Source organism: Streptococcus suis YS56 (genome assembly GCF_000440115.1).
Lineage (GTDB): Bacteria > Bacillota > Bacilli > Lactobacillales > Streptococcaceae > Streptococcus > Streptococcus suis_L.
This window is the reverse complement of record NZ_ALMY01000065.1, coordinates 19,777-41,962: the sequence shown is the minus strand read 5'-3', so window position 1 is coordinate 41,962 and position 22,186 is coordinate 19,777. Positions and strand designations below refer to the sequence as shown.

General features: G+C 43.5%; 26 protein-coding genes and 1 riboswitch. Of the genes, 23 read left to right on the top strand and 3 right to left on the bottom strand.

Going from position 1 to position 22,186, the window contains the following annotated elements; all coding sequences use genetic code 11:
* Positions 1–51: 51 nt before the first annotated feature.
* The 11 genes from comGA to SST62_RS0107590 all read left to right on the top strand — a co-directional run bounded on the left by comGA (position 52) and on the right by SST62_RS0107590 (position 8,411).
* Positions 52–1,002, top strand: coding sequence for a competence type IV pilus ATPase ComGA (comGA, locus tag SST62_RS0107640; RefSeq protein WP_029186883.1), 951 nt, complete (start codon positions 52–54; stop codon positions 1,000–1,002).
* Positions 914–1,951, top strand: a complete 1,038-nt coding sequence (gene comGB, locus SST62_RS0107635) for a competence type IV pilus assembly protein ComGB (protein ID WP_050571899.1) — start codon at positions 914–916, stop codon at positions 1,949–1,951. The genes comGA and comGB overlap by 89 nt, the downstream gene beginning before the upstream one ends.
* Position 1,952: 1 nt before the next feature.
* The gene (comGC, locus tag SST62_RS0107630) at positions 1,953–2,249 is read left to right on the top strand and encodes a competence type IV pilus major pilin ComGC (RefSeq protein ID WP_029186881.1); all 297 of its coding nucleotides are present in this window, start codon (positions 1,953–1,955) and stop codon (positions 2,247–2,249) included.
* The gene (comGD, locus tag SST62_RS0107625) at positions 2,218–2,637 is read left to right on the top strand and encodes a competence type IV pilus minor pilin ComGD (RefSeq protein ID WP_029186880.1); all 420 of its coding nucleotides are present in this window, start codon (positions 2,218–2,220) and stop codon (positions 2,635–2,637) included. The genes comGC and comGD overlap by 32 nt, the downstream gene beginning before the upstream one ends.
* Positions 2,609–2,902: a competence type IV pilus minor pilin ComGE gene (comGE, locus tag SST62_RS0107620; RefSeq protein WP_029186879.1), complete on the top strand. Its 294-nt coding sequence runs from the start codon at positions 2,609–2,611 to the stop codon at positions 2,900–2,902. Before comGD ends, comGE begins: the two co-directional genes overlap by 29 nt.
* Positions 2,889–3,323, top strand: a complete 435-nt coding sequence (gene comGF / locus SST62_RS0107615; protein WP_029186878.1) for a competence type IV pilus minor pilin ComGF — start codon at positions 2,889–2,891, stop codon at positions 3,321–3,323. Before comGE ends, comGF begins: the two co-directional genes overlap by 14 nt.
* On the top strand, positions 3,301–3,810 hold the full coding sequence (comGG, locus tag SST62_RS0107610; RefSeq protein ID WP_029186877.1) for a competence type IV pilus minor pilin ComGG: 510 nt from the start codon (positions 3,301–3,303) through the stop codon (positions 3,808–3,810). Before comGF ends, comGG begins: the two co-directional genes overlap by 23 nt.
* Before the next feature lie 229 nt (positions 3,811–4,039).
* Positions 4,040–4,993 (top strand): class I SAM-dependent methyltransferase, encoded by a 954-nt coding sequence (locus SST62_RS0107605; protein ID WP_029186876.1) that lies wholly within the window; start codon positions 4,040–4,042, stop codon positions 4,991–4,993.
* 49 nt (positions 4,994–5,042) lie between these two features.
* Positions 5,043–6,230, top strand: coding sequence for an acetate kinase (locus tag SST62_RS0107600; protein WP_029186875.1), 1,188 nt, complete (start codon positions 5,043–5,045; stop codon positions 6,228–6,230).
* A gap of 125 nt (positions 6,231–6,355) precedes the next feature.
* Positions 6,356–6,501, top strand: a riboswitch (THF riboswitch).
* 45 nt (positions 6,502–6,546) lie between these two features.
* A complete protein-coding gene (locus tag SST62_RS0107595) occupies positions 6,547–7,098 on the top strand; it encodes a folate family ECF transporter S component (protein ID WP_029186874.1) in 552 nt (183 codons plus the stop codon).
* A gap of 56 nt (positions 7,099–7,154) precedes the next feature.
* Positions 7,155–8,411 carry a bifunctional folylpolyglutamate synthase/dihydrofolate synthase gene (locus SST62_RS0107590; RefSeq protein ID WP_029186873.1) on the top strand — a complete coding sequence of 419 codons (1,257 nt, stop codon included), beginning with the start codon at positions 7,155–7,157 and terminating at the stop codon, positions 8,409–8,411.
* Between the two features lie 44 nt (positions 8,412–8,455).
* Here the strand turns inward: SST62_RS0107590 and pepA are convergent, their stop codons facing one another.
* Positions 8,456–9,517 (bottom strand): glutamyl aminopeptidase, encoded by a 1,062-nt coding sequence (gene pepA / locus SST62_RS0107585; protein WP_029186872.1) that lies wholly within the window; start codon positions 9,515–9,517, stop codon positions 8,456–8,458.
* A gap of 212 nt (positions 9,518–9,729) precedes the next feature.
* Here pepA and SST62_RS0107580 point away from each other — a divergent pair, with 212 nt between their 5' ends.
* Genes SST62_RS0107580 through ytpR form a run of 4 tightly spaced genes read left to right on the top strand, consistent with a single transcriptional unit; the run spans position 9,730 to position 11,974 of the window.
* The gene (locus SST62_RS0107580; protein ID WP_012774909.1) at positions 9,730–10,014 is read left to right on the top strand and encodes a DUF4651 domain-containing protein; all 285 of its coding nucleotides are present in this window, start codon (positions 9,730–9,732) and stop codon (positions 10,012–10,014) included.
* Positions 10,011–10,331, top strand: a complete 321-nt coding sequence (locus SST62_RS0107575) for a thioredoxin family protein (protein ID WP_029186871.1) — start codon at positions 10,011–10,013, stop codon at positions 10,329–10,331. The genes SST62_RS0107580 and SST62_RS0107575 overlap by 4 nt, the downstream gene beginning before the upstream one ends.
* Positions 10,332–10,375: 44 nt before the next feature.
* Complete coding sequence (locus SST62_RS0107570) at positions 10,376–11,332, top strand: DUF1002 domain-containing protein (RefSeq protein ID WP_029186870.1); 957 nt, start codon at positions 10,376–10,378, stop codon at positions 11,330–11,332.
* Between the two features lie 18 nt (positions 11,333–11,350).
* On the top strand, positions 11,351–11,974 hold the full coding sequence (gene ytpR, locus SST62_RS0107565; RefSeq protein ID WP_029186869.1) for a YtpR family tRNA-binding protein: 624 nt from the start codon (positions 11,351–11,353) through the stop codon (positions 11,972–11,974).
* Positions 11,975–12,006: 32 nt separating this feature from the next.
* Here ytpR and SST62_RS0107560 read toward each other — a convergent pair whose 3' ends face one another.
* Positions 12,007–12,783: a DUF2785 domain-containing protein gene (locus SST62_RS0107560; protein WP_029186868.1), complete on the bottom strand. Its 777-nt coding sequence runs from the start codon at positions 12,781–12,783 to the stop codon at positions 12,007–12,009.
* Between the two features lie 54 nt (positions 12,784–12,837).
* Here SST62_RS0107560 and SST62_RS0107555 point away from each other — a divergent pair, with 54 nt between their 5' ends.
* On the top strand, positions 12,838–13,233 hold the full coding sequence (locus SST62_RS0107555; protein WP_029186867.1) for a single-stranded DNA-binding protein: 396 nt from the start codon (positions 12,838–12,840) through the stop codon (positions 13,231–13,233).
* 461 nt (positions 13,234–13,694) lie between these two features.
* On the opposite strand, the gene SST62_RS1000000112795 is transcribed toward SST62_RS0107555, so the two are convergent.
* Positions 13,695–13,853, bottom strand: coding sequence for a hypothetical protein (locus SST62_RS1000000112795; protein WP_169051031.1), 159 nt, complete (start codon positions 13,851–13,853; stop codon positions 13,695–13,697).
* Between the two features lie 197 nt (positions 13,854–14,050).
* Here SST62_RS1000000112795 and groES point away from each other — a divergent pair, with 197 nt between their 5' ends.
* The 7 genes from groES (at position 14,051) to SST62_RS0107515 (ending at position 22,165) form a co-directional block, all read left to right on the top strand.
* The gene (gene groES / locus SST62_RS0107545; protein WP_014637330.1) at positions 14,051–14,332 is read left to right on the top strand and encodes a co-chaperone GroES; all 282 of its coding nucleotides are present in this window, start codon (positions 14,051–14,053) and stop codon (positions 14,330–14,332) included.
* A gap of 10 nt (positions 14,333–14,342) precedes the next feature.
* Entirely contained in the window at positions 14,343–15,965 is a 1,623-nt protein-coding gene (gene groL / locus SST62_RS0107540; RefSeq protein ID WP_024418195.1) for a chaperonin GroEL, read from the top strand.
* A 231-nt stretch (positions 15,966–16,196) separates the two neighbouring features.
* Complete coding sequence (gene rpsL, locus SST62_RS0107535) at positions 16,197–16,610, top strand: 30S ribosomal protein S12 (protein WP_002940030.1); 414 nt, start codon at positions 16,197–16,199, stop codon at positions 16,608–16,610.
* Positions 16,611–16,626: 16 nt separating this feature from the next.
* A complete protein-coding gene (rpsG, locus tag SST62_RS0107530; RefSeq protein ID WP_002940031.1) occupies positions 16,627–17,097 on the top strand; it encodes a 30S ribosomal protein S7 in 471 nt (156 codons plus the stop codon).
* A 313-nt stretch (positions 17,098–17,410) separates the two neighbouring features.
* Positions 17,411–19,492 (top strand): elongation factor G, encoded by a 2,082-nt coding sequence (gene fusA / locus SST62_RS0107525; RefSeq protein ID WP_002938501.1) that lies wholly within the window; start codon positions 17,411–17,413, stop codon positions 19,490–19,492.
* Between the two features lie 206 nt (positions 19,493–19,698).
* Positions 19,699–20,709, top strand: a complete 1,011-nt coding sequence (gene gap / locus SST62_RS0107520) for a type I glyceraldehyde-3-phosphate dehydrogenase (protein WP_024397990.1) — start codon at positions 19,699–19,701, stop codon at positions 20,707–20,709.
* A 256-nt stretch (positions 20,710–20,965) separates the two neighbouring features.
* Positions 20,966–22,165, top strand: coding sequence for a phosphoglycerate kinase (locus SST62_RS0107515; protein WP_029186866.1), 1,200 nt, complete (start codon positions 20,966–20,968; stop codon positions 22,163–22,165).
* Positions 22,166–22,186: the final 21 nt, after the last annotated feature.

The window sequence follows — 22,186 nt, the reverse complement described above, 5'->3', positions numbered from 1 at the left end:
AAAGTATGGAAAATCAAGTTTCCTTGCGAATAGATAGGGTGAGGAGGTTTTATGATTCAAGAAAAAGCAAGAAAGTTGATTGAAGAGGCGGTGGCGGATAGGGTCAGTGATATTTATCTGGTTCCTCGTGGTCAGGGCTACCAAGTCTACCATCGGATCATGGACGAGCGAGAGTTTGTGCAAGACTTGGCTGAGGAGGAAGTAACAGCCATCATCAGCCATTTCAAGTTTTTAGCAGGATTAAATGTCGGTGAAAAACGCCGTAGCCAGCAGGGCTCCTGTGACTATGATTATGGTAGCGGAGAGATTTCACTTCGCTTATCAACTGTCGGGGATTATCGTGGCAAGGAAAGTCTGGTCATCCGCCTGCTCTATGACAATGACAAGGAACTCAAGTTCTGGTTTGAGGCGGCTGAGCGGCTTGCAGAAGAAATCAAGGGACGAGGGCTCTATCTTTTTTCGGGTCCAGTCGGCTCTGGTAAGACCACACTTATGTATCATCTTGCCAGGCTGAAATTCCCAGACAAGCAGATTTTGACCATCGAGGATCCTGTCGAAATCAAACAGGAGGACATGCTGCAACTCCAGCTCAATGAAGCCATCGGAGCCACCTACGACAATCTGATCAAACTGTCCCTCCGCCATCGACCAGACTTGCTCATCATCGGTGAGATTCGGGATGCGGAAACCGCTCGAGCAGTCATTCGAGCCAGCCTGACGGGAGCTACCGTTTTCTCAACAGTTCATGCAAGGTCTATTTCAGGTGTCTACGCCCGTATGTTAGAACTAGGTGTCAGCCCTGAGGAGTTAAATAATGCCCTTCAAGGCATTGCTTATCAACGTTTGATTGGGGGAGGAGGTGTGGTAGATTTTGCAAAGGGAAACTACCAAAACCATTCCGCAGACCAGTGGAATGCGCAAATTGATCGCCTTTTTGCAGCAGGACATATCAGTCTTCGGCAGGCAGAAACAGAAAAAATTGCCCTTGGCTCGCCAGCGTAAAGTCATTGAACTTTTCAATAATCTCTTTGCCAGCGGTTTTCATCTGGGGGAGATTGTTGATTTCCTAAAACGCAGTCAGCTTTTGGCAGACCCCTATACCCAGGTCTTGTCAGACGGGCTGCTGGCAGGCAAACCTTTTTCGAGTTTGCTGGCGGATTTGCGGTTTTCAGATGCGGTGGTCACGCAGGTGGCTCTGGCAGAAGTTCATGGCAATACCAGCCTGAGTTTGAGCCATATCCAGTCCTATCTAGAAAATGTTAGCAAGGTTCGTAAAAAACTGATTGAGGTGGCGACCTATCCGATTATCTTGCTTGGTTTTCTGTTCTTGATTATGCTGGGCTTGAAAAACTATCTTCTGCCCCAGTTGGAGGAAGGCAATGCAGCGACTATGCTAATTAACCATTTGCCGACCATCTTTTTATCTCTCTGTGGACTTAGTTTGGTGGCGGTCTTGGCTGGTCTTGTTTGGTTTCGCAAAACTAACAAAATCATGGTCTTTTCCTGCTTAGCAGCTCTGCCATTTTTCGGAAAACTCATCCAAACCTATCTGACGGCCTATTACGCTAGGGAGTGGGGGAGTTTGATTGGGCAAGGCTTGGACCTGCCGCAGATTGTGGGTTTGATGCAGGAGCAGCAATCGCAGCTCTTTCGGGAGATTGGACAGGACTTGGAGCAGTCTCTTTCCAATGGTCAGAGTTTTCACGAACACATCAAGACCTACGCCTTTTTTAAGCGGGAGCTGAGTTTGATTGTCGAGTATGGTCAGGTCAAGTCCAAGTTGGGGAGCGAGTTGACAGTTTATGCAGCCGAGTGTTGGGAGGATTTTTTCTCTCGGGTCAATAGAGCCATGCAGCTGATTCAACCGCTGGTCTTTCTCTTTGTGGCCTTAATGGTCGTTCTTATCTACGCAGCCATGTTGCTGCCGATTTATCAAAATATGGAGTTATAAAATGAAAAAATTAATTGAAATGAAGGTAAAAGCATTCACTCTGGTGGAAATGTTAGTCGTTTTGGGAATTATCAGCCTGCTCTTGCTTCTTTTTGTGCCAAATTTGAGCCAGCAGAAGGATGCTATTCAGAAGAAGGGGGATGCGGCAGTTGTCAAGGTAGTAGAGAGTCAGATGGAGCTTTATGAATTGAAGCACAATAAGGAAGCAACAGTGGCAGAGTTAGAACAGAAAGGCTATATCACTGAAAAACAAGCACAATCCTACAATGAATACAAGGCTCTTAAAGCAAATCAATAAGGCCTTCACCCTCTTTGAAAACCTGCTGACCTTATTTGTCATCAGCTTTCTGGCAATCAGCCTGTCGGGAACGGTACAGACGGCCTTTCGGTCTGTTCAGGAAGAGATTTTTCTTTGGGAATTTGAAGCTATCTATAAAGACAGTCAGAAATTGGCAGCCAGTTCCCATCAAAAAGTGAACCTTGCTATCGGTGGACAGGAGGTTACAAATGGTTATCAAACTGTACAGGTGCCTAAAAAATTAGAAGTATTGGAAGAAAAGACCATCACATTTGAAGAAAATGGTGGAAATTCTTCTCTGACCAAGATTCGTTTTCGGCTTAGTCGAAAGACGGTCACGTATCAATTATATATAGGGAGTGGTCGTTATAAGAAAACAGAAGAATAAGGCTTATATTTTGCTAGAAAGTCTGGTTGCCCTTGCGACCCTAGTGACCATTTGTAGCTTGATTTTGTCAGCTGTGGATGCGGGTCGTAGGCGACAGGCTTGGGAATTGGAACAACAGGAGGTTCTCAATCTAGCACAGATGGCTGTTCAGACTGAGCAAGATAACCTAGCCTTAAACGGTGTTACAGTTCAGGTTCAACGAACAGCGGATAAGATCATTGTTTTCCACGAGGGAAAGGAGGTTCTGTCGGTTGTTAAAAAGTAAAATTCCTGCTTTTACTCTCTTGGAATGCTTGGTAGCCTTAGTCATCCTTTCAGGTAGTCTCTTAGTTTTCGAGGGTTTGTCCAAATTGCTGGTTCAAGAGGTGCATTATCAAAATCAAACTATTCAAAAGGAATGGTTGGTCTTCTCTAGTCAATTGCGGTCGGAGTGGGACCAGGCTGACTTGGTCAAGGTTGAAAATGGCAAGGTCTATGTTGATAAGGGAGGTCAGGCTTTGGCCTTTGGCAAGTCACGGTCGGATGATTTTCGGAAAACAAATGACAGGGGACAGGGCTATCAGCCCATGCTCTATCAGGTGGACAGCGCAGCTATTTCCCAAGAAAACCAGCTGGTGCGCATCGACTTTAGCTTTAAAAATGGGGAGGAGCGGACCTTTATCTATGCTTTTAAAGAAAAAAGTTAGGGCTGGCATTCTGCTCTATGCCCTCTTGATGCTGGCAGTTTTTAGTCTCTTGCTTCAGTTTTATCTCCACCGCCAAGAAGCTGAAAGTCGCTTAGTTCAGGTGGCGAGGCAAGAAACGACGGCCTACATCATGGCTCAGATGGTCTTGGACAAGGTTGAAGGAGACTTGCAGGAGCGTCAAGCAGTTGCTGAAAAGGTGGCTAGCCAAACAGATGAAAATAAGGAAGATGCCATAGCTACTAGCCAAACTGCCGATGAAAAGTTGAAAAAGGAGGATCAACCAACTAGAAAAAATCAAGAAACTGCTGAAAACCCAGCTCAAACGAGTTCTAAGAAAAAGGAGGAAAGTAAACCAATAGAGACCGAGGGAAGCATGTTGTTTCGAGAGGGTCAGGCCAGCTATCATATTAAAAATAGAACTGTATCGGTTAACGTGAATCTAAGAAATGGAGGGGAGTATCACTATCAATTTCCGGTTAAAATATAGTCATTTAGTTTATCTTTGATTACTTCGACGAGCGAGGAAACGTCGTTTCCTTATTTCCAACTTCAAACACTCCACAGGAGTGATTTGAACTCGCTTTGCCGTACTCCAGTACAGCCTGCAGCTCGTTGACTTGTACTAAAAGCAAACTAAACGACTATAGTACCCGAGGGGAGTGGCTAGTCGCTCCCTTTTTGGTGCAAAGTTGGTGAATTTTTGATAAGATAAGAGTATGAATTTTGAAAAGATCGAACAGGCTTACGACCTGCTATTAGAAAACGTACAGACTATCCAAAACCAGCTAGGCACCAATATCTATGATGCCATGATTGAGCAAAATGCTGCTTACGTAGCTGGTCAGCATGAGACAGACCTTGTTGTTAACAACAACAAGACCTTGAAACAACTAGATTTAACCAAGGAAGAATGGCGCCGTGCCTTCCAATTCCTGCTCATCAAGGCCAATCAGTCAGAGCCTATGCAGTACAATCACCAGTTTACGCCAGACTCTATCGGCTTTATCCTATCCTTCCTAGTAGACCAACTAGTATCTACTCCTAAAGTAACAGTCTTGGAAATTGGTTCGGGAACAGGCAATTTGGCTCAGACCATTCTCAATGCTAGCCAGAAAGAATTGGATTATTTGGGAATCGAAGTGGATGACCTCTTGATTGATTTGTCGGCAAGTATGGCGGATGTCATGCAGGCAGAGATTTCTTTTGCTCAGGGAGATGCGGTACGTCCGCAGATTTTGAAGGAAAGTCAAGTAATTTTGGGAGATTTGCCGATTGGCTACTATCCAGATGACCAGATTGCTAGCCGTTATCAGGTTGCCAGTCCTACTGAGCATACCTACGCCCATCATTTACTCATGGAACAGTCCCTCAAATATCTGGAAAAGGATGGATTCGCTATTCTCTTGGCTCCAAATGATTTGTTGACTAGTCCGCAAAGCGATTTACTGAAAGGCTGGTTACAAGAACAAGCCAATATCGTTGCCATGATCGCCCTGCCACCAAATCTCTTTGGGAAGGCTGCTATGGCCAAGTCTATTTTTGTCTTGCAAAAGAAAGCTGCAAGACCGTTGGCGCCGTTTGTTTATCCCTTACAAAGTCTTCAAGAACCAGAAGCTATTCAGAAGTTCATGCTCAATTTCAAAAATTGGAAGCAAGAGAATGCAATTTAGGTAAAAATCTGTTATACTAGTTAGGAAAACGCTTTAAAAGGGGAACACTATGTCAAAAACAATTGCGATTAACGCAGGTAGTTCAAGTTTGAAATGGCAACTATATCAAATGCCAGAAGAAATCGTCTTAGCAAAAGGGATTGTTGAGCGCATCGGTTTGAATGATTCCATCTCAACAGTTAAGTATGATGGGAAGAAAGAAAGTGAAGTTTTAGATATTCCTAATCATACGGTTGCGGTTAAGATTCTCCTAGAAGACTTGCTTAAACACAACATCATCGCTGCTTACGAGGAAATTACTGGTATCGGACACCGTGTTGTTGCAGGTGGAGAGATTTTCAAAGAATCAGCTGTTATTGGACCAAAAGAGGTTGAGCAAATTGAAGAACTAAGTGCTTTGGCACCGCTTCATAACCCTGCTCACGTAGCAGCAATGCGTGCATTTGAGGAAGTACTACCAGAAGTTTTGAATGTAGCTGTTTTTGATACAGCCTTTCACACTACGATGCCAAAGCATGCCTATCTTTATCCGATTCCACAAAAGTACTATACCGACCACAAGGTTCGTAAGTATGGAGCTCACGGAACTAGCCACTATTATGTAGCGCATGAGGCAGCAAAAGTATTGGGACGTCCGATTGAGGAATTAAAATTGATTACGGCTCACATCGGAAATGGTGTATCTATTACTGCCAACTACCACGGTCAATCAGTTGACACTTCTATGGGCTTCACTCCGCTTGCTGGTCCTATGATGGGAACTCGTTCAGGTGATATTGATCCAGCGATTATTCCTTACTTGATTGCAAATGTTGATGAGTTGAAGGATGCTGCGGATGTTGTGAACATGCTGAATAAACAATCAGGTTTGCTTGGTGTATCGGGTTATTCAAGTGATATGCGTGACATTGAATCAGGTTTGGAAGCTAAGAACCCAGATGCTGTTTTGGCTTATAATATTTTTATCGACCGTATCAAGAAATTCATTGGTCAATACTTTGCGGTTCTGAATGGTGCGGATGCTATTGTCTTCACGGCAGGTATGGGTGAAAATGCACCGCTTATGCGCAATGATGTAATAGCAGGCTTGTCTTGGTTTGGTATTGAGTTGGATCCTGCAAAAAATGTATTTGGTAACTATGGTGATATTTCAACGCCAGAATCAAAAGTTCGTGTCTTGGTTATCCCAACGGATGAAGAATTGGTCATTGCGCGTGAAGTTGAACGTTTGAAATAAGAAAAACTAACAGGCAGTCGGAGACTGCCTGTTTCTCTTATAGTTTATACCTTTAGAAAGGTATAGTTTTTAGCAAGTGGTCAAAATATATAGTGTGTGATACAATAGACTGGCAAAGAAATTTGCACAGAGTAGATGGTTTGCGTCAAGTGTATGTGGATGGGATGTTGCCACATAACGAAGCTGATTTTTGCTTGTATCTGATGTCTCCTAGAGTAGGAACATCGGGGTCTGGCTGAGAGTAGCGCGGTAAATCATTGCATCCGCTGTCGAATACACACGACAGCTCCATTTTTTTGAAAAAGGAGCATTTTTTATGGAAAAGAAGATTCCAAAACTAACGGTGCAGTTGTTGACTGCTATTGCGATGACCCTTGCCTTGGTTATGGTTGTGGAGAACTATTTCTCCATTCGGATTTCAGAAACCTTGCAGGTCCAGTTTACCTTCATTCCCAATACTATTTTGGGAGCTATTGCTGGTCCAGTTTGGGCAGCTGTCTTTGCGGCTATTTCAGACCCAATCTTTGTCTTGTTTAGCGGGCAAACTGTCCTCTTCACTTGGATTTTGATTGAGGCAGTATCGGCTTTTATCTACGGCTGGTTCTTTTATCAGAAGCCGCTGAATATTAAAAACAAAGCTGATTGGCTCTATGTGGCTGGTGTAGTTGTCTTGATTCAGGTTGTGATTTCCTTTATCATGACACCGATTGCCCTCCATTTCCATTTTGGAACACCTTGGATTGCCTTGTATAGCAGTCGTTTGATTAAGGCTATTTTTGAAATTCCGTTACGCATTGTCGTGACCATGCTTGTCTTGCCAAGTTTACAAAAAATACCTGAATTGGCCAAGTTAATGGGTATTAAATAAAAACAGTATCGAGCAACAGGTCATCCCCCTGTTGCTGCTTTTGTAGAGAGGGAATCATGGATTATCAAGAAACTCGTCAGTGGCTATCGAATCGCCCTGCATCAGATTTAGAAAACGGGGTTGCACGTGTCAACTGGCTCTTGGAGCGCTTGGACAATCCCCAGCTTCAAGTGCCGACTATTCACTTTGTTGGAACAAATGGCAAGGGGTCGACCTTGAATGCCTTACAGTCTATCTTACGGTTCTCGGATTACACCGTCGGCCGTTTTACCTCACCGTCCATCATTGATTTTCGAGAGCAGATTGTCTTTGAGCAGGAGATGATTTCAGAGGAAGATTTTGCGAAGATTGTGACAGACTTGCAGCCCTTGATTGAGGACTTGGACCAGACAGCTGGACTGGATGCCATCTCGGAGTTTGAGATTGTAGTAGTGGCTATGTTTATCTACTTTGCTCACTACCAGCGTCCCGACATTCTCTTGGTGGAAGCGGGCATGGGTGGTTTACAGGATGCGACCAATGTCCTTAATCCTCTAGCGGTAGTTTGTCCTTCTATCGGCTTGGACCATCAGGCTTTTTTGGGAGAGACTCATGCTACTATAGCCCGTCACAAGGTTGCTGTCTTACGTGAGCGGGTTCCCCTCCTCTATGCGACCGACCAGCCAGAAGTGCTGGCAGTATTTGAGAATCACGCCAGTCAGCTTCAGAGTTCGACCTATACGGTAGGGCGGGAGATTGTTTTGGAAAATAGCAGAGCAGGCTTTACGGTTTCAAGCCCCTTCGGCCGTGTTGAGGATTTAAGGCTACAGATGCAAGGTCGTCACCAGGAAGTCAACGCAGCCTTGGCAGTGACCACAGCTCAGCTTCTCAGCCCTGATTTTCCAAAGATTACCAAAGAAACCATCAGCCAGGGCTTGTCCCAAGCCATCTGGCCGGGCCGTTTAGAATTAATCAAACCCACGCTCATGATTGACGGAGCCCACAATAATGAAAGTATCGCCGTCCTGACCCAGCTCCTAGAGGAAAAATATGCGAACAGAGACATTGAAATCCTCTTTGCGGCTATCAATACCAAGCCTGTGGACCAGATGTTGTCCCAGCTTAGCCAATTTGGACCTGTTAGCGTGACAACCTTTGACGATTTCAGAGCGGTGCAGTTGAACGATTACCCGTCAGGCTATGAACGAGTTCAGACCTATCAGGAGTGGTTGGAGCAGGCGGACTTGGACAATCCCAAAAAACTTTACCTGATTACAGGCTCACTTTATTTCATTACCTATGTGAGGAAGTACATTTTAGAAGAACTTATATAGAAAAAAAGGCCTTGCTGGGATTATACCTAGCCAAGCCTTTTCTTTTAGTAATTTTTAATCAAATCAACCGTTGAGCGGTCTAATTTTTTCACGATGGCTTGCAAGAAGGCTTGGGCCTCTAAGAAGTCATCCATGCTGTAGAGAGTCTGATGTGAATGGATGTAGCGAGCGCAGACACCGATGGTTGTTGATGGAACACCATGATTTTTCAAGTGGGCTGCCCCAGCATCTGTTCCACCTTTACCACAGTAGTATTGGAATTTGACACCTGCTTCTTCGGCAGTTGTGAGGAGGAAGTCTTTCATGTTTTTTAACATGATATGACCTGGATCGTAGAAACGAAGTAGCGTTCCGTCACCAATTTTTCCTTGGTCGCCATAAATATCACCGGCAGGCGAGCAATCAACAGCAAGAAAAATATCTGGATTGAACTTAGTTGTAGAAGCATGAGCTCCACGTAGACCAACCTCTTCTTGCACATTTGCCCCAGCAATCAACTGATTTGGTAAGGTTTGACCAGATAGGCTTTCTAGCAACTCAGTCACCATAAGAACACCGAAGCGGTTGTCCCAAGCCTTAGAAATGACATTTTTTCCGTTGGCTGTTAGAATGGTTTCGTTTTTGGGAACCAGGACATCCCCCGGACGAACGCCGAACGCCCAAGCTTCGTCATAATTGGCAAAACCAGCATCGAAAATAATATCAGCGATGGCAGGCATGCCGGGAGCGTTAGCCCCACGAGAAAGATGGGGAGGCACTGAACCTGAAATGGCAGGAATGGTCCGACCGTCCTGTAGTTGAAGCGTGAAGGCTTGACTGGATACAACTAGCGGATTCCAGCCTCCCAACTCGACAACACGGAAAGTACCATCAGGTTTAATCTGACTAATCATAAAGCCGACTTCATCCATATGTGCAGCCACTAGGATACGAGGTGCGTTTTCAACAGCCGTATCTCTGATACCAAAAATTCCACCTAGCCCATCTGTTTCGATGCGGTCTACATGTGGTGTGATTTTCTGGCGGATGTGGTTGCGAACCTGTCCTTCAAATCCCGGTAGACTTTGTAATTCTGTAACTTCTTTAATTTTTTCAAAAAGAGTCATTCTTCTTCCTCCATGATATGATTACTACTATTTTATCACGAAGAGCTAGACTTGTCTTGAAAATATGGGAAAATAAACAATAAACACATGATGAAATCATGCTTTCTGAAAACTGAATCGTTTTCATATGTTTGTGGAGAGTTTGTCTCAGCTGTCACAAGTCCAATGGCATTTTTGGGAAAAATCTGCGGAAATATGATAAAATAGTCAACATGAAAAAGAAAAAGACAGCCTTGCTAGCAGGCTTATTGGGGGCAGGTGTGCTCACCGCTAGTGCTCAATTTTACCGTAAAATCCAAGAAGACCGTAAAAAAGCACAGGCCTTGCAGGAGGTGCGTGACTTTTTCGCTGATTTAGGAGAGATTGCCACGGTCTATGTGGATGAAACAGCTTCTACGCAGACCACTCTTATCGGAGGGGTTGTGATGGAGGCAGGACAGGTATTTCTATTTGAAAATACCAAAGGTTCTATTCAATACAGGGAGGAAGAAAGATGATTTTTCCAACAAATTTTGATGAAGTAGCTGCCTTGATTGAAGATGGCAAGCCAACTGTTTTCCTATTTGTGACGACTTGGTGTGGAGATTGCCACTATATCAAACCGCATGTGCCAGCTATCGAAGAGGCTTTCCCAGATTTCCGTTTTGTGCAACTGGATCGCGATGATTTCATGCCTTTGGCACAGGAATGGGCTATTTTAGGTATTCCAAGTCTGGTTGTTTTAGAAAATGGTAAGGAAATCGGTCGTTTTGTCGATAAGAATCGCAAGACCAAGGAAGAAATCATGAACTTCTTATCTGGATTGGGTAGATAAATCAGCAGAGAAGCTCTGCCATTTCCAAAAAGAAAGGAAAAAACATGAAGAAATCACTAGGAAAAATCCTTCTAGCGCCTGTGGTGCTAGGGTTGAGTTTAAGTTTGGCCCCGCTGGCTCAAGCGGAAATTCAGACGGATGTTATCAATGAAAAATGGGGCAAGCCAACACTGGTCTACGGTGGCGGTTTGTCAGATGCCCAGGCGACAGAGGTTAACAATCTATTTGGTATTTCGGATGTTAATAATATCAGTCGTCAGGTGGTTGTTGGCGCGGATATGGACCAGTATTTAGGTACATCTGGAGCGGATACAGCTTCTCTTTACTCGTCTGTCTTGGTGCAAAAGCAGGATGCAGGTAAAGGGGTAGTTGTGGATATTAAGACACCGCAGAACATCACCTTGATTACCGAAACGCAGTATGCCAATGCGGCTATTACAGCCGGTGCGACGGATGTCTTGATTGATGTAGCTTCTCCGATTCAGGTAACGGGGGAGTCTGCTTTGACAGGTGTTTACAAGGCTCTAGCGGCCAATGGTGAAACAGTTGATACAGCTCGAACCGAAGTGGCTCAACAGGAGCTAGAGACAGTCAATGAAGTGGCTACGGCTCATACAGGTGACTCCAATTTTGATAGTTCAGCCTTGGATAAGGCAGTGGCGGAAATCAAGACAGCTCTTGCCGACTACAAAAAGTCCAATGGTCAGGTAGCTTCTGAATCAGACATCAATACTATTATTAACGATGTCTTGGCCAATAACGGTTTGGAAAATGTCATCACAGCAGATGAGGTTTCGAAATTGGTTACCTTTGCCAAAGCCTATCAGGAAACCTCTGCTATTGATTCGGCTGAGGTTGCTGCCCAGCTCAACCAGTTTAAGCAACAAGCGGAGCAACAAATTTCAGAAGCCTATAAGAATCTACAAGATTCAGGGATTTTAGAAAAAATCGGTGCCTTCTTTGAAAATCTTTGGAAAGGCTTGACCGGTCTATTTGCATAAAGGAGAAATGAAAAAGAAATGATTTTTACATATAATAAGGAACACGTTGGCGATGTTCTGATGGTGATTGTGGCTGAGGACAAGGGGCAGGCTGTCCAGTTTGAACGTAAGGGTCAAGTGGCGCGTGTTTTCCTAGAAGAAACAGGAAAAACAGTGGCTTGGAATATTTTTGAAGCATCAAGTTTGGTTGAGATTGCTGGAAATGGTCAGGTTTTCCTGACAGACGAACAAGTTGCGACCTTGAATGCAGCATTAGCAAAAGAAGGCTTTACTGAAAGCTTGGTTAACGACAATGCTCCAAAGTTCGTAGTCGGTCAGATTGTGGAATTGGTTCCTCATCCAGACAGCGACCACCTCAATATCTGTCAGGTCAATGTCGGTGACAAAACAGTGCAAATCGTAGCAGGTGCCCCAAATGCTGCCCAAGGCTTGAAAACCATTTTGGCTCTTCCGGGGGCAATGATGCCGAGCGGTAGCCTGATTTTCCCAGGGAAATTGCGTGGTGAAGATAGCTTTGGAATGATGTGCAGTCCACGTGAATTGGCACTACCAAACGCCCCACAAGTCCGTGGGATTATCGAATTGGACGACTCCGCAGTGGTCGGAGAAGCCTTTGATCCAGCTAAACACTGGAAGGGATAGAAAAAGAAGAATTGGTCAGACGGCCAATTCTTTTATGCTGTTTCAATTTTTCCTTCAATTGCTTGTCGGAGTTCCTCTGTCAAAACCTGATGTGAATTGAGTTGGAAGTAGAGACTGGACAGGAAATGCTGGAGGTTGAGCCACCGGAAGTAGTCCAGAGGTTCTTGGTTGGGAAAGTCTAGTTCGTTCATCCATTCTGTCAGCTCTTGGCTAGTTACTTTCTCATTCAGCAGAAGGTAGACAGGGATTTGAGCTAAGCGGATTTCCTCGCCAGCTGAGAAAACTTTACTTTGTTTAGTTAGACAAGTAAGAATAGCTTGCCAGACCTCTTTGCTTTTTTCATTGGAAAATTGCTCATGACAGCTTGCAGCCAGAAGAAAATCTGCTCCATGGGCAGCGGTATGAATCCAGCCGAGTTTTTCATCATAGCCAGACCAGTCATTTTCAATCGTCAAATAATCCAAGGCCTGTTGGAAAAGCAGTTCGCAGTCCTCTTCATTTAAAAATGCATGATAAATAGACTCAGAATCATTATCGACAAACAGCAAAAGGCAGTAAAGTAAGCAAGTAAAACTTCGCTTTAGTGTGGAGCTTTCTAGGGAAAATGGCTTGGTGTCCTGTGAACGTTGAAGTAATTCCTGTGCTTTTTCTCTTGTAATCAAACCATTTAGAAAGATGTGGCAAAAACTAGCATAAACCAATTCATCGCGTATGGCAGGATCAGGATGACCGATGTTTTCCAGCAACCAAGCCAGTTCATCATTGGTATATGTTTTAGAGGTTTGCAATTTTTCTATTAATTCTTTCATGATTTTCTTTCTTTTTATGAACTTTCTACGAATAGATAAGTAGGAGGATATAAAATGTATAATAAAGTTATTCTAATCGGTCGCTTGACGGCCCAACCTGAACTCACTCAAACCCCTAACGGTAAAAATTTGACTCGTGTAACCGTCGCAGTCAATCGACGATTTAAGACAGAAAATGGCGAACGTGAAGCGGATTTTCTCAATGTTATCTTCTGGGGCAAACTGGCGGAAACACTTGTTTCCTATGGCAGCAAGGGCAGTCTGATTTCTGTTGACGGTGAATTGCGAACTCGTAAATACGAAAAAGATGGCAGCAATCACTATGTGACAGAGATTCTAGGCCAATCTTTCCAATTACTAGAAAGCCGCGCCCAACGTGCCATGCGAGAAAATAATACTGGCGATGACCTAGCTGACTTGGTTCTGGAAGAGGAGGAATTGCCGTTTTAATATCGGTCCCAAGACCGATGGAGAATGTTGAAAAGTAGGCTATACTATAATCAATCCTAAATATTTTTCATATCTCCTTAAAAACACCGACGAAAGTTGGTGTTTTTTGCTATTCATTTTCTATATTTCCACCATTCTACTAGCATAACAATCAGTGACAATAGGATAACGCCATAAAAGAAAAAGATGATGTAGTGAGGGCGGCTAAAGAAAAATATCCAGACGAGCCAGAGTAGATAGGCGACGGGGCAAAAAGTCCAGTCTCGCTTCTCAGAGTTCGTGTCAACATCTCAGCGCAGTGGTTGATTGGCAGCTTTGTTCGTGTTTCACACTCCAAATCTGACCTAACGACTGTTGCGAACAGAGTTCGCTTCATTTCCAACCTCAAAAAGGTTCACTGAACCTTTTGAGCTGTGCGGGGGTGGGAGTAAAATAGTCCAGTGGACTATTTTAGCCCGAACCTACTGTTTGGAAGTGAGGGGAACTCTTTTTGACCAGTCGAGTTCTTTCCCACTCCCCCAAAAGCCTAATTTACGTTTTAAAAACCATTCTGCAAAACTTTCGTAGGCTGAAAATCGGCTTTCAAGGTAATCTGTTTTTAAATCTCTAAAAAATTTCATGAATACCCCCTAACTTGTTAAAAATAGTATAACATAGTTTGCCAATAATGAATAGGTAAATTCTGCCTCATACTTAAGAAGGATTTTCACGAAAAAGGAATAGAATTTTCTTGACTATTTTTGACCAAGTGATACAATAGGAAATGTGAGTTAGCACTCACGAGTGTAGAGTGCTAAAAATATCAGGAGGTAATAGAATGTTAAAACCATTGGGCGATCGTATCGTCGTAAAAATTGAAGAAAAAGAACAAACAGTTGGTGGCTTTGTCCTTGCAGGTGCAAGCCAAGAAAAGACAAAAGAAGCAAGTGTCCTAGCGATTGGACAAGGGATTCGTACCTTGAATGGTGACTTGGTTGCCCCAGCGGTGGCAGTTGGAGATACTGTGTTGATTGATGCTCACGCAGGATTGGAAGTTAAAGATGGGGACCAAACCGTTCACATCATCCGTGAAGCAGATATTTTGGCAATCGTAGAATAGAGGTAGAAAAATGGCAAAAGAAATTAAATTTGCAGCAGATGCACGTGAAAGCATGGTCCGTGGTGTCGATATTTTGGCTGATACGGTCAAAGTAACCTTGGGTCCAAAAGGTCGTAATGTTGTCTTGGAAAAAGCTTACGGTTCACCACTCATTACAAATGACGGTGTGACCATTGCTAAAGAAATCGAGTTGGAAGACCATTTTGAAAATATGGGTGCTAAGTTGGTATCCGAAGTGGCTTCAAAAACCAATGACATTGCTGGTGACGGTACAACAACTGCCACTGTTTTGACACAGGCTATTGTTCGCGAAGGTTTGAAAAACGTAACTGCCGGTGCCAATCCAATCGGTATCCGTCGCGGGATTGAAGCAGCAGTTGCAACTGCGGTTGAAGCCTTGAAAGCACAAGCAAGTCCTGTATCGAATAAAGCTGAAATTGCTCAAGTCGCAGCGGTATCTTCACGTTCTGAAAAAGTTGGTGAGTACATTTCAGAAGCTATGGAGCGCGTGGGAACAGACGGCGTTATCACCATTGAAGAATCTCGCGGTATGGAAACAGAATTGGATGTGGTTGAAGGTATGCAATTCGACCGTGGTTATCTGTCACAATACATGGTAACAGATAATGAAAAGATGGTGGCAGAACTTGAAAATCCATTCATCTTGATTACCGATAAGAAGATTTCTCATATCCAAGATATTTTGCCACTTTTGGAGAGCATTCTCCAAACCAATCGTCCATTGTTGATTATTGCTGACGATGTGGATGGCGAAGCTCTTCCTACACTTGTTCTCAACAAGATTCGTGGTACCTTCAACGTTGTTGCAGTCAAAGCTCCAGGCTTTGGTGACCGTCGTAAAGCTATGTTGGAAGACATCGCGATTTTGACAGGTGGTACAGTGATTACAGAAGACCTTGGTTTGGACTTGAAAGATGCGACCATTGAAGCACTTGGTCAGGCTGCCAAAGTTGTGGTCGACAAAGATGGTACAACCATTGTTGAAGGTGCTGGAAATCCAGAAGCCATTGCCAACCGTGTCGCTGTTATCAAGTCACAAATTGAGGGAACAACTTCAGAATTTGACCGTGAAAAATTGCAAGAGCGTTTGGCTAAATTGTCAGGCGGTGTTGCAGTTATCAAAGTCGGTGCCGCTACTGAGACTGAGTTGAAAGAAATGAAACTCCGTATCGAAGATGCTCTAAACGCAACACGTGCCGCAGTTGAAGAAGGAATCGTTGCAGGTGGTGGTACAGCCCTTGTCAATGTGATTGATAGCGTAGCGAAATTGGAATTGACAGGCGACGATGAGACAGGACGCAATATTGTCCTTCGTGCCTTGGAAGAGCCGGTTCGTCAGATTGCCTATAACGCAGGTTATGAGGGTTCAGTTATCATTGACAAGTTGAAGAATTCAGAACTTGGGACTGGCTTTAACGCAGCAACAGGTGAATGGGTCAACATGATGGATGCAGGTATCATTGACCCTGTTAAAGTAACACGTTCAGCTCTTCAAAATGCGGCTTCTGTAGCCAGCTTGATTTTGACAACTGAAGCAGTCGTTGCCAACAAACCAGAACCAGCCGCTCCAGCTATGCCACAAGGTATGGATGGAATGGGTATGGGTTACTAAGAAATAGCAAAATGACACAGCTGCTTGGCTGTGTTTTTTTCTTGAAAATTTCAAACATATCTATTTGACAATGGGTTTGGGATGTGGTACTATATTAGACGGTACTTTTTACTTTTGGTCTCTCAAGAGTGTACAGGGACGTGCTGACAAATGTTGCAAAAGTACACACAGATAGGGGTTGTCACCAATGCCCTATCACCAAAAATAAAAAATATATACAGGAGAATGTAGATGCCTACAATTAACCAGTTGGTACGTAAACCACGTAAGTCTAAAGTAGAAAAATCTAAATCACCAGCTTTGAACGTTGGTTACAACAGCCGTAAAAAAGTTCAAACAAATGTTTCATCACCACAAAAACGCGGTGTTGCAACTCGTGTCGGAACAATGACACCTAAAAAACCTAACTCAGCCCTTCGTAAATTTGCTCGTGTACGTTTGAGCAACCTTATCGAAGTTACTGCTTACATCCCAGGTATCGGTCACAACTTGCAAGAACACAGTGTGGTTCTTCTTCGTGGTGGACGTGTAAAAGACCTTCCAGGGGTACGTTACCATATCGTTCGTGGTGCACTTGATACTGCAGGTGTTAACGATCGTAAGCAAGGCCGTTCTAAATACGGTACTAAACGTCCAAAAGGCTAAGAAGGGGGAAATATAAATGAGTCGTAAAAATCAAGCGCCTAAGCGCGAAGTATTGCCGGATCCATTGTATAACTCAAAATTGGTAACTCGTTTGATCAACCGTGTTATGTTGGACGGTAAACGTGGTACTGCTGCATCAATCGTTTACGGTGCTTTTGATCAAATCAAAGAAGCAACTGGTAACGATGCACTTGAAGTATTTGAAACAGCAATGGAAAACATCATGCCTGTACTTGAAGTACGTGCACGTCGTGTCGGTGGTTCTAACTACCAAGTCCCAGTTGAAGTTCGTCCAGAGCGTCGTACAACACTTGGTCTTCGTTGGTTGGTAACAATCGCTCGTAACCGTGGTGAGCACACTATGATCGATCGCCTTGCGAAAGAAATCATGGATGCTGCAAACAACACAGGTGCAGCTGTTAAGAAACGTGAAGATACTCACAAAATGGCAGAAGCAAACCGCGCATTCGCACACTTCCGCTGGTAAGATTAAGATACAGAGAACGTGCCTGCCGACGAAAAATAGGAAATCGAAGCAGAATGCTTTTGCATTCAATGAGATTTATCTTTTTTCGTTGCCAGCAGGCCGTTCGAGTTCAGTTCGACATTGGATATACGCAAGTTAATTGAACTTAATCAGATGAATGAACTTTGTTCAACCATCACAAACCGGATTGAGGCTTGCCTCAACCACTTCACACCATTAGTAAGAAATCAAGCGGGTGGGACTTGCCCACTCGCTTTTCTTAAAATATGGTATAATTAAAATATAAAACTAAAAATATAGGAGAACAAACCTCATGGCACGCGAATTTTCACTAGAAAAAACTCGTAATATCGGTATCATGGCGCACGTTGACGCGGGTAAAACAACGACAACTGAGCGTATTCTTTACTACACTGGTAAAATCCACAAAATTGGTGAAACTCACGAAGGTGCATCACAAATGGACTGGATGGAGCAAGAGCAAGAGCGTGGTATCACTATCACATCTGCTGCGACAACAGCTCAATGGAACAACCACCGTGTAAACATCATCGACACACCAGGACACGTGGACTTCACAATCGAAGTACAACGTTCACTTCGCGTTCTTGATGGTGCGGTAACCGTTCTTGACTCACAATCAGGTGTTGAGCCACAAACTGAAACAGTATGGCGTCAAGCAACTGAATACGGTGTTCCACGTATCGTATTCGCTAACAAAATGGATAAAATCGGTGCTGACTTCCTTTACTCAGTAAGCACACTTCACGAGCGTCTTCAAGCAAATGCTCACCCAATCCAATTGCCAATCGGTTCTGAAGATGAGTTCCGTGGTATCATCGACTTGATCAAGATGAAAGCTGAAATCTATACTAACGACCTTGGTACAGATATTCTTGAAGAAGATATTCCAGCTGAATACCTTGAGCAAGCTGAAGAATACCGTGAAAAATTGGTTGAAGCAGTTGCTGAAACTGATGAAGAATTGATGATGAAATACCTTGAAGGTGAAGAAATCACAAACGAAGAATTGAAAGCTGCTATCCGTAAAGCAACCATCAACGTTGAATTCTTCCCAGTATTGTGTGGTTCAGCCTTCAAAAACAAAGGTGTTCAGTTGATGCTTGATGCGGTTATCGACTACCTTCCAAGCCCACTTGACATCCCTGCTATTAAAGGTGTTAACCCAGATACAGATGCTGAAGAAGAGCGTCATGCATCAGATGAAGAGCCATTTGCAGCTCTTGCCTTCAAGATCATGACTGACCCATTCGTAGGTCGTTTGACATTCTTCCGTGTATATTCAGGTGTCCTTAACAGCGGTTCATACGTATTGAACACTTCTAAAGGTAAACGTGAGCGTATCGGACGTATCCTTCAAATGCACGCAAACAGCCGTCAAGAAATTGAAACTGTTTATGCAGGCGACATCGCCGCTGCGGTTGGTTTGAAAGATACTACAACTGGTGACTCGTTGACAGATGAAAAAGCAAAAATCATCCTTGAGTCAATCCACGTTCCAGAACCAGTTATCCAATTGATGGTTGAGCCTAAGTCTAAAGCTGACCAAGACAAGATGGGTATTGCCCTTTCTAAATTGGCTGAAGAAGATCCAACATTCCGCGTTGAAACAAACGTTGAAACTGGTGAAACAGTTATCTCTGGTATGGGTGAGTTGCACTTGGATGTCCTTGTTGACCGTATGCGTCGTGAATTCAAGGTTGAAGCAAACGTAGGTGCTCCTCAAGTATCATACCGTGAAACATTCCGCGCTTCTACACAAGCTCGTGGTTTCTTCAAACGCCAGTCTGGTGGTAAAGGTCAATTCGGTGACGTTTGGATCGAATTCACACCAAACGAAGAAGGTAAAGGTTTCGAGTTCGAGAATGCTATCGTCGGTGGTGTGGTTCCACGTGAATTCATCCCAGCGGTTGAAAAAGGTCTCGTAGAATCTATGGCTAACGGTGTTCTTGCTGGTTACCCAATCGTTGACGTGAAAGCTAAGCTTTACGATGGTTCATACCACGATGTCGACTCATCTGAAACAGCCTTCAAAGTGGCAGCATCTCTTGCCCTTAAAGAAGCAGCTAAATCAGCTCAACCAACTATCCTTGAGCCAATGATGCTCGTAACAATCACTGCACCAGAAGATAACCTTGGTGACGTTATGGGTCACGTTACTGCACGTCGTGGTCGCGTTGATGGTATGGAAGCTCGTGGTAACACACAAATCGTTCGTGCTTATGTGCCACTTGCTGAAATGTTCGGTTACGCAACTGTTCTTCGTTCAGCAACACAAGGTCGCGGTACTTTCATGATGGTATTTGACCACTACGAAGATGTACCAAAATCTGTACAAGATGAAATCATCAAGAAAAACGGTGGCAATGCATAATTGCTAACCAAGGCAGCTTCGGCTGCCTTTTTCTATGTAAGTTCCTGCATTAAAGTATGCAAACTCTTGCAATTTTCGGTAAATAGTTATATAATAAAAACGTTGAAAAGATGCTTGTAGGCTTACAAGTTAATATTTTCACAAAAGGATTAAAAGGCTTGCCTTTTAAAATAAAGAACTCGATTTTCATAAGGAGGAAATCATTCATGGTAGTTAAAGTTGGTATTAACGGTTTCGGACGTATCGGTCGTCTTGCTTTCCGTCGTATCCAAAACGTAGAAGGTGTTGAAGTTACTCGTATCAACGACCTTACAGATCCAGCAATGCTTGCACACTTGTTGAAATATGACACAACTCAAGGTCGTTTCGACGGTACTGTTGAAGTTAAAGATGGTGGTTTTGAAGTTAACGGTAAATTCGTTAAAGTTTCTGCTGAGCGTGAGCCAGGAAACATTGACTGGGCTACTGACGGTGTAGATATCGTTTTGGAAGCAACAGGTTTCTTCGCTTCTAAAGAAAAAGCTGAGCAACACATCCACGCTAACGGTGCTAAAAAAGTTGTTATCACTGCTCCTGGTGGTAACGATGTTAAGACTGTTGTATTTAACACTAACCACGACATCCTTGATGGTACTGAAACAGTTATCTCAGGTGCTTCATGTACTACAAACTGTTTGGCTCCAATGGCTAAAGCTCTTCATGACAACTTCGGTATCGTTGAAGGTTTGATGACTACAATCCACGGTTACACTGGTGACCAAATGGTTCTTGATGGACCACACCGTGGTGGTGACCTTCGTCGTGCTCGTGCCGCTGCTGCAAACATCGTTCCTAACTCAACTGGTGCTGCTAAAGCTATCGGCTTGGTAATCCCAGAATTGAACGGTAAATTGGACGGTGCTGCACAACGTGTTCCAGTTCCAACAGGTTCTGTAACTGAATTGGTAGCAGTACTTGACAAAAACGTTACTGCTGAAGAAGTTAACGCTGCAATGAAAGCTGCTTCAAACGAATCTTATGGTTACACTGAAGACCAAATCGTTTCTTCAGATATCGTAGGTATCTCATTCGGTTCATTGTTCGACGCAACTCAAACTAAAGTTCTTGATGTTGACGGCAAACAATTGGTGAAAGTTGTTTCATGGTATGACAACGAAATGTCTTACACTTCACAACTTGTTCGTACTCTTGAGTACTTCGCAAAAATCGCTAAATAATCCTTAGTGAAAATCAAAGAGGCTTCGGCCTCTTTTTTTTGTTTTGATTGCCGAAATATATATGTTTCTTTGTGCTAAGAAGCAAGGATGGCATAAGTTGTTTCTGGTTTGGCAATTTTAGACTTTGAAAAATCTGATTACGAGGCGATAGTTTTAGATTTCATAACATTTGTGAAAAAAATATCTTTATGCAAGAAAAAATACAGAAAATATGATACAATGGTAAAGTAAATATAATTTAAGGAGTTCTTATCTAATGGCAAAATTGACTGTTAAAGATGTAGAATTGAAAGGCAAAAAAGTTCTTGTTCGCGTGGACTTCAACGTGCCTTTGAAAGATGGCGTTATCACTAACGATAACCGTATTACAGCAGCTCTTCCAACTATCAAGTATATTCTTGAGCAAGGTGGACGTGCAATTCTTTTCTCTCACCTTGGTCGTGTGAAAGAAGAAGCTGACAAAGAAGGTAAATCATTGGCTCCTGTGGCAGCTGACTTGGCAGCTAAATTGGGTCAAGACGTTGCTTTCATCGCAGGTGCTACTCGTGGTGCTGAATTAGAAGCAGCTATCAATGCTTTGGAAGATGGACAAGTTCTCCTTGTTGAAAACACTCGTTTCGAAGATGTTGATGGTAAGAAAGAATCTAAAAACGACGAAGAACTTGGTAAATACTGGGCTTCGCTTGGTGATGGTATTTTCGTTAACGATGCATTTGGTACTGCACACCGTGCACACGCATCAAACGTTGGTATCTCAGCAAACGTAGAAAAAGCAGTAGCTGGTTTCCTTTTGGAAAACGAAATTGCTTACATCCAAGAAGCTGTTGAAACTCCAGAGCGCCCATTCGTGGCAATCCTTGGTGGTTCAAAAGTATCTGATAAGATCGGTGTTATCGAGAACCTTCTTGAAAAAGCTGACAAAGTTCTTATCGGTGGTGGTATGACTTACACATTCTACAAAGCTCAAGGTATCGAAATCGGTAACTCACTTGTAGAAGAAGATAAACTTGATGTCGCAAAAGAATTGCTTGAAAAATCAAATGGTAAATTGATCTTGCCAGTTGACTCAAAAGAAGCAAACGCATTTGCAGGTTATACTGAAGTTCGCGATACAGAAGGCGAAGCAGTTTCAGAAGGCTTCCTTGGTCTTGACATCGGTCCTAAGTCAATCGCTAAGTTTGACGAAGCTTTGACTGGTGCGAAAACAGTTGTTTGGAATGGTCCTATGGGTGTATTTGAAAACCCAGACTTCCAAGCTGGTACAATCGGTGTAATGGATGCTATCGTGAAACAACCAGGCGTGAAATCAATCATCGGTGGTGGTGACTCAGCAGCAGCAGCTATCAACCTTGGCCGTGCAGACAAGTTCTCATGGATCTCAACTGGTGGTGGTGCATCAATGGAGTTGTTAGAAGGTAAAGTATTGCCTGGTCTCGCAGCTTTGACTGAAAAGTAAGTTCAATAAACTTGAAGGCTA